Source organism: Croceicoccus naphthovorans (genome assembly GCF_001028705.1).
Classification (GTDB): Bacteria; Pseudomonadota; Alphaproteobacteria; order Sphingomonadales; family Sphingomonadaceae; genus Croceicoccus; species Croceicoccus naphthovorans.
The window spans coordinates 48383-65682 of the sequence record NZ_CP011771.1; the positions used below are offsets into that span (position 1 = coordinate 48383).

Here is a 17300-nt window from a genome sequence, read left to right on the forward strand (position 1 = left end):
GCCAGCGGTGAAGCGTCAAAGCGATCCGAGGGCGGTGTCCCGCGAGGGAACGCAGGGACGAACGATCTGCGAAGGTAGTCAGATGGGCTGCAAAGCCCGCTTCGAGTCAATGCAACGTTCGCCTCTGTGAGACCCGATATAGCACGACCAGGCTTCGGCCGGGCCAGTGCGGACAGATCCATGAAACCCTCAAGGGATCGGCACCGCCAAGCTCTGCAATTACAGATCTGACTCTGGCCGCCGGCCACCGGCTCAAGGTTGGTGGCAAGGCCGGAACCCGCCGCCGCCTCGGCAAATCGCGCAAGGATATCCGCCGTCTCGCCGCGATCGGCATTGCTGTAGTTGATCGTCAGCGCCGCCTTGCCGCCCAGCCGCGCGCCCATTTCGAGCAGCGGCTTCGCGGTGTCCACGCCCGCCATGGAATGCAGGTCGAACACTTCCAGCGCAATCACCTCGATTCCCGTATCAGCGATGATCGCGGCACATTCACGTTCCAGTTCCGGCGTTAGCAGCGGCGAGGGAAACAGCGGCGGCGGGATGATCCACAGGCTGCAGGCATCGAAGCCAGCTTCGGCCGCGGCGCGGATCGCCACCGGCGGCGGCGTGTCGGTCAACGTCAGGCTGTCGAGCGAGAACTTCGACATCACATCTTTACCTTGTAGGGCGCATATTGCGGCGGCGAGGCCCCGGTCCCGACACGCACCGAGGGCGGCAACCGGCCGGCGATGTCGGTGATGCCGTAGTCCTTGCCGACTTCCGCGCCGACCACCGTCCTGCCGTTGAACTTCGCGAACATCTGAGGATCGTTGAACATCGCCCAGGCAACGTGGCCGGTGTAGCCGGCGGATTCGAGCGATCCTTCCAGCTGCTCGCGCAGCGCCGGCATCGCCTCCATCATGCCCTGAAGGCGCTCGGTGGTGAGCGAGCCCATCCACACCGAGACGGCGGCAACATTGGCGCCCGCGTCGGCAAAATCCACCCCCATGTCGAAGGCCATTTTGTCGACCGCCGCCTTGTGCGCGCCATAACTCGGCCCCATGCAATAATGCATCGAGCCGGGCGAGGAGGTGAACAGCACCAACCCCTTGCCCTGCCCGACCATGTGCGGGGCGGCATACCAGCTGGCGACAAACCCGCTGCGCGCACCGACATTGAGCATCTGGGCGCAATCAAGCGACTTTTCCCAAAATTGCCCGGAAACCGAGGTCAGCGCGTCGCCCTGCCAACAGGCATTGTTGACAAGCATGTCGACGCGGCCCTGCTCGGCGATGACTTGGTCGAACAGCGCCTTTACCTGCGCGTCGTCGGCATGGTCGCAGCGCACCGCGATGCCCTGCCCGCCGGCGTCGGTTACCTCGCGGGCGGTTGCGTAAATCGTGCCGGGCACCTCGCCGTCGACTTCCTTCTCAGAGCGACCAGTTACATAGACAAATGCAACCATGCGATCCGAGCGTGACCGCAATTCCCTTGCCCGCGCCGCGACTCGAGCCGGTGACGATCGAAACTACTGGTTTCTCAGCCATCTTTCTCTCTCCGTGTCTCAGTTCGTCGAGGGGTAGCCAGCGGAACCGCTGCTTCTCGCAGGCTGGAGAGGTTGACGCCAGTCTCACTCATCGTCGCCGTCTTCCGGTCGCCCCGCCAATAGTCAGTTGAGGTAGCGGCCGCCGTTCACGCTCAGGGTGTGACCGGTGATGTAATCCGCGTCCTCGGTGACGAGGAAAGCGACGGCAGCAGCGATGTTCTCAGGCCGTCCGGGACGCTTCATCGGGGTGCGCTGGGCGAACCCGTCTACGTCGACCGGCGCCTCCCGCAGCCCCTCGGTATCGACGAAGCCCGTTGGCAAGTTGTTCACGGTGATCCCGGTCCCGGCGAATTCCATGGCAAGCGACTTGGTGAAGCCGATGACTCCGGCCTTTGATGCCGCGTAGTGCGTCTGGTGCGAGGATCCGGTCTGGGCCGACGAAGAAGAGATGTTGACGATCCGTCCCCACCCTACCCCGATCATGTCGGGGATCACCGCAAGGCAGCACAGGAACGGGCCCTTGAGGTTGATGGCCATCAGGCCATCCCAGATTTCCTCGGTGATTTCCTCGAACTTCCGGAACGGCGACAGCGCGGCATTGTTGACGAGGATCGTCACCGCACCGAGGCGATCGCGGGTTTCGGCAAGGGCCGCCGCGATTTCGGCGGCGATCGCGGAATTGCAGCCGAGCCCGATTGCGGTTCCACCCTGCTCCTCGATTAGTTCGGCGGTTTCGCGCGCGTCTTGCACATTGAGGTCCCACGCCGCCACGGCGATCCCGTCGCGCGCGAGGCGAAGGTCTATGGCCCTGCCAAGGCCGCGTGCAGCCCCGGTCACGATGGCGTTACGTTGCGTCATGCCTGTTCCATCCCCTGTCTGAAGATCGCCGTCAGCCGGCGAAACGCGGCTCGGCGCGGCCGCGCGCTCCAAGGTCTGAATAGCCCCTAGTTTTTCTAGCACTACTTTGGCAGAAATGTGATTTTTGGGATTCCCAAGGTGGGAAATCACTGATTCATAGGGAGCCAGCTTTTCTGGAGGCTGGCGATGGAAGCAGATTGGCGGAGCGAGCTGGAGGTATGGCTTGCGCCGTTTGCCACAGCGTTACGGAACAAGACGCGCCGTCGGATGTGTCCGGCTTACATTGCGGGGCTGATCGGCCCTGGGGATCGCAAGAGTGTTCAGCCCATAGCGGCACGAGACGACGAGGTCAGCTACGACCGGCTTCACCACTTCGTTAGCCGCGGCGTCTGGGACGAAGCTCCGCTGGAGGCGGCTCTGCTTGCTGAGGCCGACCGGCAGGTTGGGGGCGATAATGCCTGGCTGATCATCGACGATACGGCTTTGCCCAAGAAGGGTCGGCACTCGGTTGGCGTGGCGCCGCAGTATGCCTCGGCGCTCGGCAAGAACGCCAACTGCCAGACGCTGGTGTCGGTGACGCTGGCATCGCGTGAGGTACCTGTGATGGTGGGCTTGCGTCTGTTCCTGCCGGAGAGCTGGACGAGTGATGCGGCCCGCCTGGATCGCGCCGGGGTGCCTGCAGAACTGCGACGCTACCGGACCAAGCCGGAAATCGCGCTCGCTGAGATCGATAGGGTCCATGCCGCCGGTGTTCGCTTCGGCTGTGTCCTTGCCGATGCCGGATACGGTCTCTCTGCTCCCTTCCGGCAGGGCCTGAGCGAGCGGGGCCTCACGTGGGCTGTTGGCATCCCGTTCAAACAGAAGGTCTACCCCGCCGATGTCAGCATGGTCTTTCCCGTCGCCACTCAGGGGCGCCCGAGAAAGAACGCGATACCCGACATAACTTCGATCTCGGCGCAGACGATGCTTGAGACGGTACCGTGGCGCAAGGTCAGTTGGCGGCGCGGCACCAAAGGAAAACTCTCGGCCCGCTTCGCCGCTGTTCGGGTGCGTGTCGCAGACGGGCCACCGCAGCGTATCCACGATATGGGCGCCCAGCATCTGCCAGGCGAGGAAGTCTGGCTCGTGGGCGAACATCGCTCTACCGGCGAGCGCAAGTACTACCTCTCAAACTTGCCCGCCAACACGCCGATCAAGCAACTGGCCGGCGCGATCAAGGCGCGCTGGGTCTGCGAACAGGCACATCAGCAACTCAAGGAAGAACTCGGCCTGGACCACTTCGAGGGGCGTTCATGGAAAGGCCTGCATCGACACGCACTGATGTCCATGATCGCTCTCGCCTTCCTTCAGTCACTGCGGCTCAAGTTGGCCAAAGGGGGGAAAAAGAATCTCGGGCCCACCGCCGAAACCGAGCCTGCCGGCAATCAGGCAAGCCATCATTGACCGTCTCACCAGACCGCCGGACAAACCATGCCCGCACTGCGGCTGTCGACCCAGCGACCCTCCAAACCAAAATGTGCCAAAGTAGTGCTAGTCATCTGAATCTAAAGTTCGCCGCATAATGTACGTTCTGCGGTTTGGCAGAAGCGCTTGACGGAGGCGAGGATCTCGTCGGCCGACTTGGTCCACCGGTATGGCTTCGGGTTCTCATTGTGGCGTTCAATGAAGGTGCGGATGTCCTGCTCCAGCTCGCTGGTGGAGGTATGGACACCGCGCTTCAACTGCTTGCGGGTGAGCTCTGCAAACCAACGTTCGACCTGGTTGATCCAGGATGCCGAGGTCGGCGTGAAATGGACGTGGTAATGCGGCCGACGAGCGAGCCATGTCCGAACCAGCGCGGTTTTGTGGGTGGCGTAATTGTCCATGATGATGTGGACATCGAGGTCGGGCGGCACCTGCGCGTCGATCTGCTTGAGAAAGTCGAGAAACTCGGCGGCGCGGTGCCGCTTGTAGCATTTCCCGATGACAAAGCCCGAGGCGATATCAAGCGCGGCGAAGAGTGAGGTCGTGCCATGGCGGACGTAGCTGTGCGTGCGACGCTCGGGCATGCCGGGCATCATCGGCAGGACCGGCTGCTCGCGATCGAGTGCTTGGATCTGGCTCTTCTCGTCCACGCTGAGCACCAATGCGCGGTTGGGCGGCGACAGATATAGGCCAACGATATCACGGACCTTGTCGACGAACAGCGGATCGCTGGACAGCTTGAACGTCTCCGAGCGATGCGGCTGCAATCCAAAGGCCGCCCAGATTCGGCGGATCGTGGTATGTGAAAAGCCGGTCGCGCCTGCCATCGAACGGATTGACCAGTGGGTCGCGTCATCTGGCTTCGAGCGCAGTGTCCGCTCGATCACGGCTGCCACCTGATCATCCGCGATCGTCCGGGGTCTGCCTGGTCGAGCTTCGTCCAGCAGCCCCTCGATACGATCCTTGAGAAAGCGCCTGCGCCACTTGCCGACTGTGTGCTCGTGCACGCCCAACTCAGCCGCCACGACCTTGCTCTGGATGCCGTCTGCACATCGTAAGATGATCCGGCATCGTTCCGACATCGAACGGGACACTCGCCGTCGGCGCACCTGCCGCTCCAGATATTCCCGTTCCTCCGCTTCCAGAACCACTGGTTTCGTCGGTCTGCCGATAGCGTTGGCCATACTGCGCTCCTCTCGCGCAGGCAGCATACAATGAAGCTTATTTCAGTTCCAGATGACTAGAAACCGGCCTGATACGTCAAGGCCGTGTGCGGGGAGCCAGAGGTCGGCTGCTAAGGCGGCAACCCTGGGGCGGACAGACCTGCGGAGAGGGGTTGCCAGTGGCTACGAGCGTTTTTCCGACGAGCAAAGACGAATATTTCGAGCAATTGCGGCAGCCGCCGTTGCTCGCATGGCCAACGGCGATCCTGTTTGTCGTGTCGATGCTGGGGATCGGCACCGTCTGGTACCTGGCGTTGACAGAGCAAATTGCGCTTGGGCAAGGCGCAATCGCCAACGGACTGCTTACTTACCTGCTGTTCAGCGTCATTCACGATGCGTCGCATTGTTCGCTGTCGCGCGTCGGCTGGCTGAACGAATCGATTGGGGCGATCGGCCTGTTCTTTCTCTTTCCCTATGCGCCGATGGTGCTGTTGCGGTGGGTTCACAACAAGCATCACAGTTTTGCCAATGGCCCGATTGACCCGGATCTGTTCGAACACGAATCGCCGTGGTGGCAGGTGCCATTCCGCTGGACGTTCTTCGATGGCGCCTACATCTATTACTTCGTCAAATACGGGCAGTCCGTGCGCAAGCGGCACGGAATGCAGCTGGTCGTCTTTTACTCCTTCCTGGTGACGCTGTTCGCCGGAGCGCTCTATCTCGGCTACGGGCTGGAGCTGTTCATGCTGTGGTTTATCCCATCGCGGATCTCTCTGTTTATGATCGCGATCGTGTTCGTCATTCTGCCGCATTATCCCGCCGTGGTGGCCCAAGACGAAGATCCTTATATGGCGACGACCATGCGGTTCGGGTTCGAATGGCTGCTGACCCCGCTGCTGGTCTATCAGAACTATCACCTGATCCATCACCTCTATCCGGAGATACCCTTCTACCGGATGCACAAGGCCTATCACCTGCGCTACGATGAGATCAACGCGCAGGACATTCCGCGGCAGACTGCTTTTGGGCTGGCACCGGAAAATATCGAATCGCACCGGGCTTTCCGGCGGATGAAGGATGCGATGGCGGTTCCTGCCGAATAAAGCATCAGCTGGCCATTTACATTTCTGCGAAACAGCGGACGCCAACCTTCCTGTTGGGGGGCACGGGTGCAGTCTACGGTTTGGCCTCAGTGCCCAATCGAAACGCCGCCGTGGCGCTTTGGACGGGGCGCTAGCCAGATCAATGCCGCAGCGAAGGACAGGATTGTCGAGGTCGTCCAGAAGACATGGAGCACGGACAGTGTCGTCGCTTCAAGCTCGGCCATGTTGTTGAGCATCTGCAAGGCTGCTTCAGGCGAGAAACCGAGACCAGCGATCGAACTGCCAGCGGCTCCCGGTTCTAGTGCGCTGACGATATCGTTGCGCGCCGCGCGCTGGGTGTCGCCCCAATAGGTCAGTGAAACCGAAGTGGCGAATGCCGTCGCAATGGTGCGCATGAAACTCTGCAAGCCGGCGGCGGATGCGACTTCGTGCTCTTCGACGGTATTCAACGTCAGGTTGATGATCGGCAGCATGAAGAATGTCATGCCGAGCCCCGAAACGAACTGGGGCAAGCTCAGGGTCCAGAAATCGCTGTCGCTGGTCCAGAAGACCCGCATAAGCCCCACAGTCGATATCCAGAATATGCCTATCGAAACCAGCAAGCGGGGATCGAGCCGCGGCATCAGCATCACCACAAGAGGTGCTGTCAGAAGTCCGGCGATGGCGGTAAATGACGACGAATAGCCGGCTTGAGTCGCGGTGTAGCCCAACCAGGCCTGTTGCCACTGCGGGATAATCACAAAGCCCGCGAAATAGGCGCCAAAACTGATCGCGAGGACTACGAGGCTGACACTCAGCCCCCGATGCCGCAGAACCCGCAGATCGACGACCGGATGGTCTTCGGTGAGTTCCCAGACGACAAAAATCAGGAATGCGACAGCCGACGTTATCGCCAGCACGACGATCAGCGGGTCACCGAACCAGTCATGGTTGCGGCCAATATCGAGGATGACCTGCAAGCAGCCGACCCAGATCACCAGCAGCACAAGTCCAACATAATCGATTGGCAAGACGCGGCGTTCGGTTTCGATCGGGCGAAGGAGGACTGCCCCGCCGACGATGGCGAGCAATGCGACCGGCACGTTGATGAGGAATATCCAGTGCCAGGACCAGTTATCGGTCAGCCACCCCCCGATGATCGGGCCGAGTGCGGGGCCAAGCAACAAGGTCATCGCCCACATGCCCACGGCAATATTCTGCTGCTCGGGCGGGAACACCCGCAGCAGCAGGGTTTGCGACATCGGCATCAGAAAGGCGCCGAAAATGCCCTGTCCGATGCGGCACATCACCAGCATTTCGATCGAGACCGAAAGCCCGCAGAGCATCGAGAAGAAGCCGAACCCCAACATGCTGAACAGGAAGGTGCGAACCGAGCCGAACCGGAACGCGATCCAGGCTGTCAGGGGGACGCAGATCGCTTCGGCAATCGCATAGGAGGTGATAACCCACGCGCCTTGCTCGAGCGTGATGCCGAGGCTGCCTGCAATGTGCGGGATCGAGACATTGGCAATCGTCAGGTCGAGGATCACCATGAAGTTTGCAAAGGCCAGGGTCAGCCCCGCGACCAGTCGCAGCGAGGGCGGAATACCCGTCGAAGCGGTCGCGGAGCCGGTTGCCATTGTCAGTCGCCCGACACGTCGATTTCGACTTCCATCGACAGGCCGACCCGCAGCGGGTGGCGCTTCAGCTCGGCAGGATCGAGTTCGATCCGCACCGGCAGGCGCTGGACGACCTTGATCCAGTTGCCAGTCGCGTTCTGGGCGGGGATCACGGCCATCGACGCGCCGGTGCCGCCCGAAAAGCCGACCACCTTGCCGCGATAGGTCACACTCGAGCCATAGAGGTCAGCCGTCAGCTCGGCAGGCATGCCGATCCGCACCCGCTGCAACTGGTTTTCCTTGAAATTGGCTTCGACATAGACCTTGGTCAGCGGGACAACCGCCATGACAATCTGACCCGGATTGAGCCGTTGCCCGATCTGGACTTGTAGCTTGCTGACGACACCGTCGATGGGCGCGCGGATTTCCGTGCGGTCGAGATCGAGCTGTGCCGCATCGCGCCGCGCCATCGCAGCGAGCACGGCGGGATCGGTGTTCTCGCTCAATCCGCTTACCAGCGCGGTGTTCGCGGCAAGCTGGCCTTGCGCCGCGCGCCGCGACGAACTGGCCTCATCGATGGCGCCGCGCGCTGCATCAAGTGCAGCGAGCGTGGTGGCAAAAGTCCTACGCGCTTGGGTGAGTTCCTCGCCTGAAACCGCCCCGCTTGCGGCGACGTTTTCCCGGCGTTGCAGGTCGATCCGGGCTTTGTCATGCTCGGCCTGGGCCGTGCGATAGCGCGCCTGCACTTGGGTAAGGCCAGCGCCTGAGCTGTCCACCTGTGCCGCCAAAGCGGAGGTGTTGGCGACCGTCTGGCGGAACCGCCGACGCGCTGCGGCCAAATCTGCTTCCGCCTGCGCCAGCGCAATCTTTGCGTCGGCCTGATCGAGCCGGATAAGCACGTCCCCAGCCTTGACCTGCTGGGTGTCGCGCACAAGCACTTCGGTTGCCGACCCCGCAATCAGCGGCGTTACCTGCGCTGTCTGCGCGTTGACATAGGCATTGTCCGTGCTCACGAAATTTCGGGCGACCAGCACATACCACGCCCCCCAGGCAAGTCCGATCACGGCCAGCACAACGGCAAGGCGCACAAGCCATCGCTTCCGCGCCGCCTTGCGCGATTGGGTCAGCGCCGGATCGACGGCGGGGGTTTCGGGCGAAGTGTCGGTCATGGGTTGGTCGGTTCCGGTGAAGGTTGAGCGTCGGCAACAAATCCACCGCCAAGCGCGCGGATCAGGGCAAGCGTTGCGCCGCGCTCGAAGGTTTCCAGCCCGATCACGGCGAGCCGCAGTTCGTGAACACTCTTTTCGCTGGCCAGCACATCCAGCCGGCTGGCCAATCCTGCCGTGTAGCGATTGCGCACCAACGCCAGCGCATCTTCGCTCGCGTTCAGGGCAGAACGGGCTGCCGCAAGCCGCTTATCCGCCGACTCGCGCTGCGTCACCGCGTCGGCGACTTGCTGGAACGCGGAAATGACCGTCTGGTTGTAGCTCGCAACAGCCTCATCATAGTCGGCACCGGCGCGGCCATATTGCGCCCGAAGCGCGCCGCCCTGAAAGATCGGCAGGCTGATCGCCGGGCCGACCGCCCCGAACTGAGACCGGGAATCGATCAGATTGCCAAAGCCAAGCGCCTGCAGCCCGATCAAGGCGCTCAGATTGACCGATGGAAAGAATCCGGCGCGCGCCACCTTGATGCGGCTCGCCGCCGCCTCGACCCGCTCGCGTGCCGCCACGATGTCCGGACGCCTGCCCAGCAGGTCTGTTTTCAGCCCGGGCGGAATGCTCAGAGGGGTTGATGGTGAAAGCGGCGGCCTGGTGACGGCAAGGCCCCGATCGGGCCCCGCCCCTAACAATGCGGCGAGCTGATTTCGGCGCAGGCCGATGCTTTCTTCGACCGCAGCAAAGTCCTGCTCGGCATCAGCCAGCTCTGCTTCGGCACGGCGCACATTTATCCGATTGTCGAGGCCGTTGCGCTCACGCTCGGCAACAAGGGCCAGCGTGGCGCGGCGATTGGCCAGCACGGCGTCGGCATTGTCGCGTTCGCGGTAGTGCCTGCCGAGTTCCGCGTAGGCTGCCGTGATCGCCACCGAGAGCACGAGCCGCGCCTGGGCGGCATCGACCACCGCTGCGCGCGCGTCGGAAGTCGCGGCGGCATGGGCGGCGCGATTGCGGCCCCACAGGTCAAGGTCGAAACCGAATGATAGCGAGGCCTGGCCATAGTCTCGCCAGCTATCGGGGAGGAATTGCGCAGGAATGCCGGTGTTGCCGCTCTGGCGGCGCAATCCGCCTTCCGCGTTTGCCGTGACGGTCGGCAGCCGCGCCGCGCCCACACGCTGTGCCTCTGCTTCCGCGCGCCTAATTCTGGCCAGGGCAATCGCCACTTGCGGCGAGTTGGCGAGACCTTCCTCGATCAGCAAAGTCAGCTGCGGATCGCCCGCAAGCCGCCACCACTGGTCTGGCAACCAACCTGTATCGCCGCGAGGAGCGAGCGTCTGCGTAGCTTCGATGGTCTCGGCAGTCAGAATGGCGGGCCTGTCCCCGCGTTCCGGGATTGATGCGCACGCCGACAGCGCAAGCGCCGCGCCAACAACCGGGAATAGCCTCAGGTCAGCTAACATAGGCCCCCCTGCCACTCGCGAGCAGTCGGTGCGCAGAATCCTCGATTCTGGTTTCCGCGACGCTCAACTGCTTGCCCAGTTTGACCACACTGCCAATCGCGCGCAGCGGCCCGGAGGTTGCAGGACGGTGAAAATCGACGCGGAGGTCGGCAGTCGCCCGGGCGGTGCCGCCCAACGCGTTGACGGTGTAAAGTCCGGTCAGGTCGATCAATGCCGACAAGATGCCGCCATGCGCCGACCCGATCATCGGGTTGGATACGATCTCGTCCCGCCACGGCGTTTCGAGGATCAGTTCCCGCTCGGTCAGATCGACAATATCGAGGCCGAGCCAGCGGTGAAACGGCGCGATGTGAAGCATGTTGCGCAGGTCGGCGAGTTCGGGCCGTTCGGTGCGGCTGGTCATTTTGCATCGCTCATTGCATGCGTTTGCATCAGGAAGCCGGCAATCGCCGCGCCGAAAACATCGTTCTGGTCGCCGACCACCATGTGCGTGGCATCGGCAATGTCGCTGTAGGCGGCATGCGGGACCAGGTTGCGGAAATGCGCCACCGCTTCCGGCGAGACGAGATCGCTCGAACCGCCCCTGACCAGATGCACCGGTAGCGAGAGGTTCATCGCGGCTGTGTTGAGTTCGCTCCGCCCGTGATCACCCAGATCGCCGTTCTGCGCGTGGCGACGCATCACTCCATCGATAAAGGCTGGATCCCAGTGCCAGTAATAGCGCCCGTCGGGCTTTTGGCGCAGGTAATGGGCGAGACCCGCCGATGCCTTGCGGCTTGGGCGATGCGGCAAATATTCGGAAATGATGCGCGCGGCTTCGTCCGGGGAGGCAAAGCCCTCGCGCGCATGGGCGGCCATGAAGCCGACAACCCGGGCAACGCCGGTTGCTTCCATCTGCGGGGTAATATCAACCAGCGTCAGCGAGGCGAAGCTGCCGGGGGAAAGCTGCCCTTCGGCGACTAGTCCAGCAAGCCCCCCCAGCGACGCGCCGATCAGCGCTGGCTTGCGATCCAGCTTGCCGGCGATGGCGACAAGGTCGCTGGCGAAGTCGGCAACGTCATAGGCTCCGTCGCTGGCCCAATCGCTATCGCCATGTCCGCGCAGATCGATGGCGATGGCGCGGAAGCCATGACCGGCGAGCAGGGTCGAAATCTTCTTCCAGGCCCGCCGGGTCTGCCCGCCGCCATGCGCAAGAATGACCGGCATTCCCGTAGCGGGGCCTTCAGCGTCGGCTGCAATCCGGTGTCCGGCACGGCCAACGAGTGTCAGGTTCGAAGTCATGCTCGCCTCTTACTGTAAAATAACTTACAGTAAAGCCTTTTCCTTCACAGGCAAATGTGTTAGTGGCCATTTCCATGCTGAAAACAGCGCCAGGAAAGGGATATCTTACCGAGGCTGACGAGCTCGTCTTCTTGCTCGAGGAGGTGCCGCGCAAATTGCGCAAGCTGTTTGACGCAAGTACCGTCAAATTCAGCCTTTCCCGCACCCAATGGCGCGCGCTTGGATATATTTACCGGACCCCCGGCCTCACCCAGACAGAGCTAGCGAAACACCTCGAAAGGGAACGAGCGAGCGTCGGCCATGTAATTGACCAACTCGAGAACGCTGCACTCGTCGAACGCCGTTCCGCCGAAGGGAACCGCAGAATCTGGGAGCTCCACCTGCTACCCAAAGCGTTCGAACTTCTACCATCGTTGCGAATGGAAGCCGATAAGACTTATGATCGGGTTCTGGCCGGCCTTGGCGAAGACCAGGTTGCTATGTTACGAGAAATGCTCGCGACAATGTCCTCTAATCTTGAAGATTGAAAACCGGGAAGCGAACCAAGGCTGAACTTGAAAGATGACGGGACAGAGTCCCTTCAGACTCAAGCACCCAGCAACCTCAGTGGCTGCGAGACCGATCCGTAGCCAGCGTCGGGCGGTAACACCAGGACGCGCTCTCCGTTCTCGACCGAAACCTTCGGCAGCACTGTCACAAGCCTGCGTTGCCGTGCACGCGCAAGACAATCTTGCGCGCCTTCAGCCTCGGCGAGCAGCTTCAGGTTCATCAAGGTGGGGAAAATGATGGTCCGCTCGCCCGACGCCGCCAACCGGATGGCCTCGGATGGCGAAATCCATTCCGCATCGACAGTTTCGCGTCCATCGCATGCCGCGACCTGTCCCGGCGGCGCGCTCATGGCGTAGAACCAGGTGTCGAACCGTTTTGGCATGATGGTCGGGGTAATCCACCGGGCAAAGATGGCCAGTTCGTCCAGCCTGAGGCGGACATCCAGTTCGCGAACGACATCGATGAACGCGACTTCGCCCGCATCGACCGCGCTTCGCACCGCCACGTCACACGGGTCCTCGAACGGCGCGCCCTGAGCCGTTTGCGCCAGCAGAATTCCGGTTTCCTCGAACGCCTCACGGATCGCCCCGACCCGCAAAGTCCGTTGAACCGCGTCCAGATCGTCCCAGCCGATCGCATGACTCGTCCAGCGCTCGTCGGCGTCGCCGCCATGCGTCTTGCCGCCCGGGAAAACCAGTGCCCCCGACGCAAAATCGATCTGGTGGTGACGCTTGACCATCAGGACCTGGAATTCGGGCTGGTCGCGGACCAACAGTACCGTCGCTGCGGGTTTGGGTTCGGGAGCTTGGTCTGAAGCGGTCATGATGGCCTCCCTGGCTGTTGCTGAAGCTGCGCGCCTCGTTGTGCGACCGACACGGCAAATCCGGCTGCCGCCGGTCGGTCTCGGCGGATCGGATGGAATCGGCGCACGATTCGGTCAGCCATGCTTGGACCATTCTTCAAGGACAGCACGCAAGGCCGTCGCGAAAGCCAATGGCTGGTCGAGCATCAGGTGATGCCGCGCTTCGAGAACCGCGATGACCGGGATGCTGCCTCCTCCCAGTTCACGCAGATATTCGCGTGAATCCGGCGTGAAAAGCTGGCTCTCTTCGCCATGGACGATCGCCTTTCTGCCGGGTGCAGCAACCACACGCGGACCGATTTCAAGCCACATGCGGTTCGAATTTTCGCGGTTGAACACGGCCGGAGAGAACTTCCAGGTCCAATCGGTCCCTTCGCGGCAAAGGGCATGATAGGCCATGTAGTCCATCAGAAACGGCTCACCGACCTGCTGGGAAGGGGACAAGACATACCTTTTGCGGGCGCTCGGGAAATCGGGATAGCGGCGATGAGGCCGATTGGGATCCCCCGAACCGGGACCGGTCCGGCCCTTGCTCCAGTATCTTTCCAGCGCCGAGGGGCGCAGGATCATCATGTCGCAGATCACGGTCCCGGCAAAGGCGTCGGGCGCGAGTTCGAGGGCATTCAGCGCCACGGCAGAACCGAAGCTGTGAGCGACCACGATCGGCTTACGGGCATGACCGAACAAACCGAGCGCCTCGGCGACCCCGATCATCTCGTGTCCGCGCGCCGTCATGTCGCAGTCGGGGCGCGGGTCGCTGTCGCCCATCCCGGACAGGTCATAGGCCACCAGGTGGTAATCGCCCGCAAGAAACGGCGCAATGAAGGCGAAGCAGCGCGCGTGCGACAGGAATCCGTGGGTCATCAGCACCGGCGGCGCGCCCGGATTGCCCCAGCGGAAGTAATGCATCCGCACCCCGTCGACCGTGACGAAACCTTCCTCGCGCGGAACAGCCAGGGCCTCGGCAAACCAGCCTGGCAGAACCGACGGGTCGGGCGCCCATTCAGGGACAATATCGGATGCAGCCGATTCCATGAGTTGCAATTCCCCGTTCATGCCAGCGTGAAGCCCCGGTATCCGTTCGCCGCCACGTCGCTTATGATGTTCGAGTAACCCACCACGCTCGGGTAGTTTATCAGCTGCCGCGGCTTGCCTGGAATGTTGTCGCCCATGTACCAGGACTTGGCCCGGGGAAAGAGCGTCATGGCCCCGATCGCGGCAACGCTTGCGGTCCATTCGCGCTCCGCTTCGGCTTCCGCTTCAAATCGCGTCAGACCGTTGTCGCACAGCTTCACCAGGAAGTCCCGCAGCCAGTCGCCCTGGATTTCCGCCGCGGTCGGACCGTTGGAAAAGCCCGAGGGACTGAGCGGTCCGTACAGGTAGGCCAGGTTGGGAAAGCCGTGGACGGCGGAGCCAAGATAGGCAGCCACCCCATCGCCCCAGGCATCTGCCAGGCTGCGATCGTCCCGGCCCCTGATCTCCATTTGCGTCAACCCGCCGCTCCCGGCATCGAATCCGGTGGCGAACACGATCAGGTCGCATTCGATGAGGCCCTGTGCTGTGAGGATGCCCTCGGGCACGATGCCTTCGATGGGAGCCTGCTTGAGATCGACGAGCGAAACATTCCGCTGCGAGAAGATCTCGTAATAGTTCTGCTCTAGCGAAGGCCGCTTGGTCCCGAAGGGATGCGGCGGCTCGCTCGGCGCAAGGGACTCGTGTAAAGCCGGATCAGCAATCCGCGCCCGGGTCTTGTCGCGCCAGAAATCGTAGGCGTGACGGTTGGCCCGTTCGTCGGTCAGCAGATCGGCGAAATTGGCATACCAGAAACGCAAACCACCGGCCTGCCATTGCCTTTCGAACAGGTTTCGGCGTGTTTCCTCATCGACTGCGAGCGCGGAGGCTTCGACGCTGCCCACATCAAAGCCGCCGCTAGTTAACCGGCGGGCGTCAAAGATCGCCTCGTAATCGGCTTTCTCCCGCTCCTGCTGTTCCGCCGTCAGCACTTTCTGCCGCATCGGCAGAGCGAGGATCGGGGTGCGTTGCAGCACGGTGAGATGCGCTGCCTCGGCTGCCGCTTCCTGCGCCACCTGGACTCCGCTGGCTCCGGTGCCGATGATTGCCACCTTGCGCCCGGCCATGGACAACCCCTCCTGCGGCCAGTGACCCGTGTGATGCCATTCGCCGGCAAAGGTTTCCAGTCCGGCGAGTTTGGGCACATGGGCTTTGGCGGCAAAGCCAAGACAGGGCAACAGATAGCGCGCCGTGATCGTTTCGCCCGAGCCGGTCGTGACCCGCCACTTGCGCCCGCCTTCTTCCCACGCCGCGCCTGTCATTCGGGTTCCCATTGTCATGTGGGGCCAAAGCGAAAGACGATCGCAGACATGGCGGAAATAGGCGCGCAACTCGCGCCATCCGGGATAGCGTTCGCGCCAGGTCCAGTCGCGCCACAGTTCGGGCAGCGACAATTCGTACAGCGGAACCTGCGAATCGACCCGCGCGCCCGGATAGCAATTCCAGTACCAGATGCCGCCCGGAGCTTCGGCTGCATCGATCAGCCTGGCGTCGATGCCTGCCTCGCGCAGGCGGTGGAGCAGATATATCCCGCTGAACCCGGCGCCGACGATCAGCGCTTCGCAATCATCACTAGGCGTGCCGTTCACCTCGCCGCGCCCTGGTTGATGGCGAAGTCCCTGACGGCGGCATAGTCGGCCTTGCCGTTCGATGCGCGCAGTGCGATGCTGGCCAGATAGACCGCCTTCGGAGTCTTGTATCCGGCCAGTTGCTGGCGGACATGGGCCTTGAGGGTGGCCTCGTCGAAGTCGGCGCCGCCTTCCAGGATCACGACGCCGGTCACGGCTTGGCCCCATTTCTCGTCGGGTACGCCAACCACCAGGGCATCGGCTACCGACGGATGGGTCTTGAGCGCCTCCTCGACTTCTTCGGGATAGACCTTTTCCCCGGCGGTGTTGATGCAGACGCTGCCCCGCCCCAGCAGGGTCAGGCTGCCATCGGCCTCCACCTGGCACCAATCGCCGGGGATCGAGTAGCGCACACCAGCAATGGTCCGGAACGTCTTCGCGGACTTTTCGGGGTCCTTGTAATAGCCCACCGGAATGGCGCCTTTGCGGGCAATGAATCCGGGGACTCCACTGCCAGCTATCACCTTGGCGTCGTTTTCGTCGAACACGTCGCAATGCTCGCCGATCACGAATTTCGCGGTCTGGACGGAACCCAGCGCAGTTGTCACCGAAAGGCCATAGCCGAGCCCCTCGGATGCACCGAAGGCATCCATCAGCGCGACTTGGCGAATGTGCCGAACCAGCCCTTCCTTGACCTCGCGGCTCCACATGACGCCAGAAGAGACGATCGAGATCAGGCTCGAAGTATCGTAGCGCCCTGGATCCTTGTCGAGCGCGGCGAGCATCGGCTTGGCGAAGGCATCGCCGACAATCGCGACCGACTGCACGCGGTGCTTTTCGACCGCATGCCACAACTCTTCGGCATCGAACGACGGGCTGTCGAGCGTGACGATGCAGCCGCCGGTCATCATGGTGCCCAGGGCGGAAAGCAGTCCGGTGCCATGCATCATCGGGCAGGCCGGAAGGAACACCCGGCCCGGCCCTTCGGCGGCCAGCATTGAGACGGCTTCGGCCATGTCCCGCGGCGCCGGACCAAGCAGGCTGGCGGAATCGAGTTGCGCCTGGCGCAGGTCATGATGGCGCCACATCACCCCCTTGGGCATGCCGGTGGTACCGCCAGTATAGATGAACAGCAAATCGTCGGGCGAGCGGGCTATGCCCAGCGGCGAACCATCGCCTTGTGTCGCCAGCGCCTCATAGGGTTCGGCAAATGGCGCGATTGCCGCCGGATCCCCGATTTCGACAAAGATCCGGACCTTGCCGAGCCGTTCTTTCAACTCGTCGATGCATTCGCGGAATTCGCTGCTGTAAACGATCACTTCGGCATCGGAATCGTCGAAGATGTAATGGACCTCGTCCGGCTTGTAGCGGTAGTTGATATTGACGTGGGTCAGCCGGGCCTTGAAGCAGGCGGCCATCGCCTCGCCATATTCGGGCCGGTTGCGCATGTAGAAGGCAACCTTGGCCCCAGGCTCGATCCCCCGGTCGCGCAACGCGCGGGCCATTTTGTTGGACCTCTCGCCCATTTCCGGCCAGGTGATACGCCGATCGCCGTGGATCAATGCCGGGGCATCGGGCGGGAGCACCGGTTCGATGGCATCCAGAATATCGCCGAAATTCCACTCGGTCATGGTCTTCTCTCCC

At 62.5% G+C, this 17300-nt stretch carries 14 protein-coding genes and 1 pseudogene; 3 read left to right on the forward strand and 12 right to left on the reverse strand.

From position 1 onward, the window contains the following. Positions 1–643: 643 nt before the first annotated feature. Together AB433_RS17845 and AB433_RS17850 are read right to left on the reverse strand one after the other, a co-directional pair. Positions 644–1523: pseudogene (locus AB433_RS17845) on the reverse strand (SDR family NAD(P)-dependent oxidoreductase). 122 nt (positions 1524–1645) lie between these two features. Then, positions 1646–2380 carry an SDR family NAD(P)-dependent oxidoreductase gene (locus tag AB433_RS17850; RefSeq protein WP_047824559.1) on the reverse strand — a complete coding sequence of 245 codons (735 nt, stop codon included), beginning with the start codon at positions 2378–2380 and terminating at the stop codon, positions 1646–1648. 186 nt (positions 2381–2566) lie between these two features. Between AB433_RS17850 and AB433_RS17855 the strand changes: the two genes are divergently transcribed. Next, a complete protein-coding gene (locus tag AB433_RS17855) occupies positions 2567–3823 on the forward strand; it encodes an IS701 family transposase (protein WP_037487431.1) in 1257 nt (418 codons plus the stop codon). 101 nt (positions 3824–3924) lie between these two features. On the opposite strand, the gene AB433_RS17860 is transcribed toward AB433_RS17855, so the two are convergent. Next, positions 3925–5028: an IS630 family transposase gene (locus AB433_RS17860; protein ID WP_007016001.1), complete on the reverse strand. Its 1104-nt coding sequence runs from the start codon at positions 5026–5028 to the stop codon at positions 3925–3927. A gap of 158 nt (positions 5029–5186) precedes the next feature. On the opposite strand from AB433_RS17860, the gene AB433_RS17865 reads away from it, so the two are divergent. Then, complete coding sequence (locus AB433_RS17865) at positions 5187–6110, forward strand: fatty acid desaturase (RefSeq protein WP_047824470.1); 924 nt, start codon at positions 5187–5189, stop codon at positions 6108–6110. Between the two features lie 86 nt (positions 6111–6196). Here the strand turns inward: AB433_RS17865 and AB433_RS17870 are convergent, their stop codons facing one another. From AB433_RS17870 to AB433_RS17890, 5 genes are read right to left on the reverse strand one after another with little or no spacing between them, the layout of a single operon-like run. Beyond that, entirely contained in the window at positions 6197–7729 is a 1533-nt protein-coding gene (locus AB433_RS17870; protein WP_047824472.1) for a DHA2 family efflux MFS transporter permease subunit, read from the reverse strand. 2 nt (positions 7730–7731) lie between these two features. Continuing rightward, positions 7732–8877, reverse strand: a complete 1146-nt coding sequence (locus tag AB433_RS17875; protein WP_047824474.1) for an EmrA/EmrK family multidrug efflux transporter periplasmic adaptor subunit — start codon at positions 8875–8877, stop codon at positions 7732–7734. Further along, complete coding sequence (locus AB433_RS17880) at positions 8874–10325, reverse strand: efflux transporter outer membrane subunit (RefSeq protein ID WP_047824476.1); 1452 nt, start codon at positions 10323–10325, stop codon at positions 8874–8876. The genes AB433_RS17875 and AB433_RS17880 overlap by 4 nt, the downstream gene beginning before the upstream one ends. Beyond that, positions 10315–10728, reverse strand: coding sequence for a hotdog fold thioesterase (locus tag AB433_RS17885; protein WP_047824479.1), 414 nt, complete (start codon positions 10726–10728; stop codon positions 10315–10317). Before AB433_RS17885 ends, AB433_RS17880 begins: the two co-directional genes overlap by 11 nt. Then, positions 10725–11606, reverse strand: coding sequence for an alpha/beta fold hydrolase (locus tag AB433_RS17890; RefSeq protein ID WP_047824481.1), 882 nt, complete (start codon positions 11604–11606; stop codon positions 10725–10727). Before AB433_RS17890 ends, AB433_RS17885 begins: the two co-directional genes overlap by 4 nt. 62 nt (positions 11607–11668) lie before the next feature. On the opposite strand from AB433_RS17890, the gene AB433_RS17895 reads away from it, so the two are divergent. Next, positions 11669–12133 (forward strand): MarR family winged helix-turn-helix transcriptional regulator, encoded by a 465-nt coding sequence (locus AB433_RS17895; protein WP_245626749.1) that lies wholly within the window; start codon positions 11669–11671, stop codon positions 12131–12133. 59 nt (positions 12134–12192) lie between these two features. On the opposite strand, the gene AB433_RS17900 is transcribed toward AB433_RS17895, so the two are convergent. The 4 genes from AB433_RS17900 to AB433_RS17915 form a co-directional block, all read right to left on the reverse strand. Next, positions 12193–12978 (reverse strand): NUDIX hydrolase, encoded by a 786-nt coding sequence (locus AB433_RS17900; protein ID WP_047824487.1) that lies wholly within the window; start codon positions 12976–12978, stop codon positions 12193–12195. A 114-nt stretch (positions 12979–13092) separates the two neighbouring features. After that, positions 13093–14052: an alpha/beta fold hydrolase gene (locus tag AB433_RS17905; protein ID WP_245626750.1), complete on the reverse strand. Its 960-nt coding sequence runs from the start codon at positions 14050–14052 to the stop codon at positions 13093–13095. A 17-nt stretch (positions 14053–14069) separates the two neighbouring features. Then, positions 14070–15677, reverse strand: coding sequence for a flavin-containing monooxygenase (locus AB433_RS17910; RefSeq protein WP_047824492.1), 1608 nt, complete (start codon positions 15675–15677; stop codon positions 14070–14072). Continuing rightward, positions 15674–17287 (reverse strand): acyl-CoA synthetase, encoded by a 1614-nt coding sequence (locus AB433_RS17915; RefSeq protein WP_047824494.1) that lies wholly within the window; start codon positions 17285–17287, stop codon positions 15674–15676. The genes AB433_RS17910 and AB433_RS17915 overlap by 4 nt, the downstream gene beginning before the upstream one ends. Between the last annotated feature and the right edge of the window lie 13 nt (positions 17288–17300).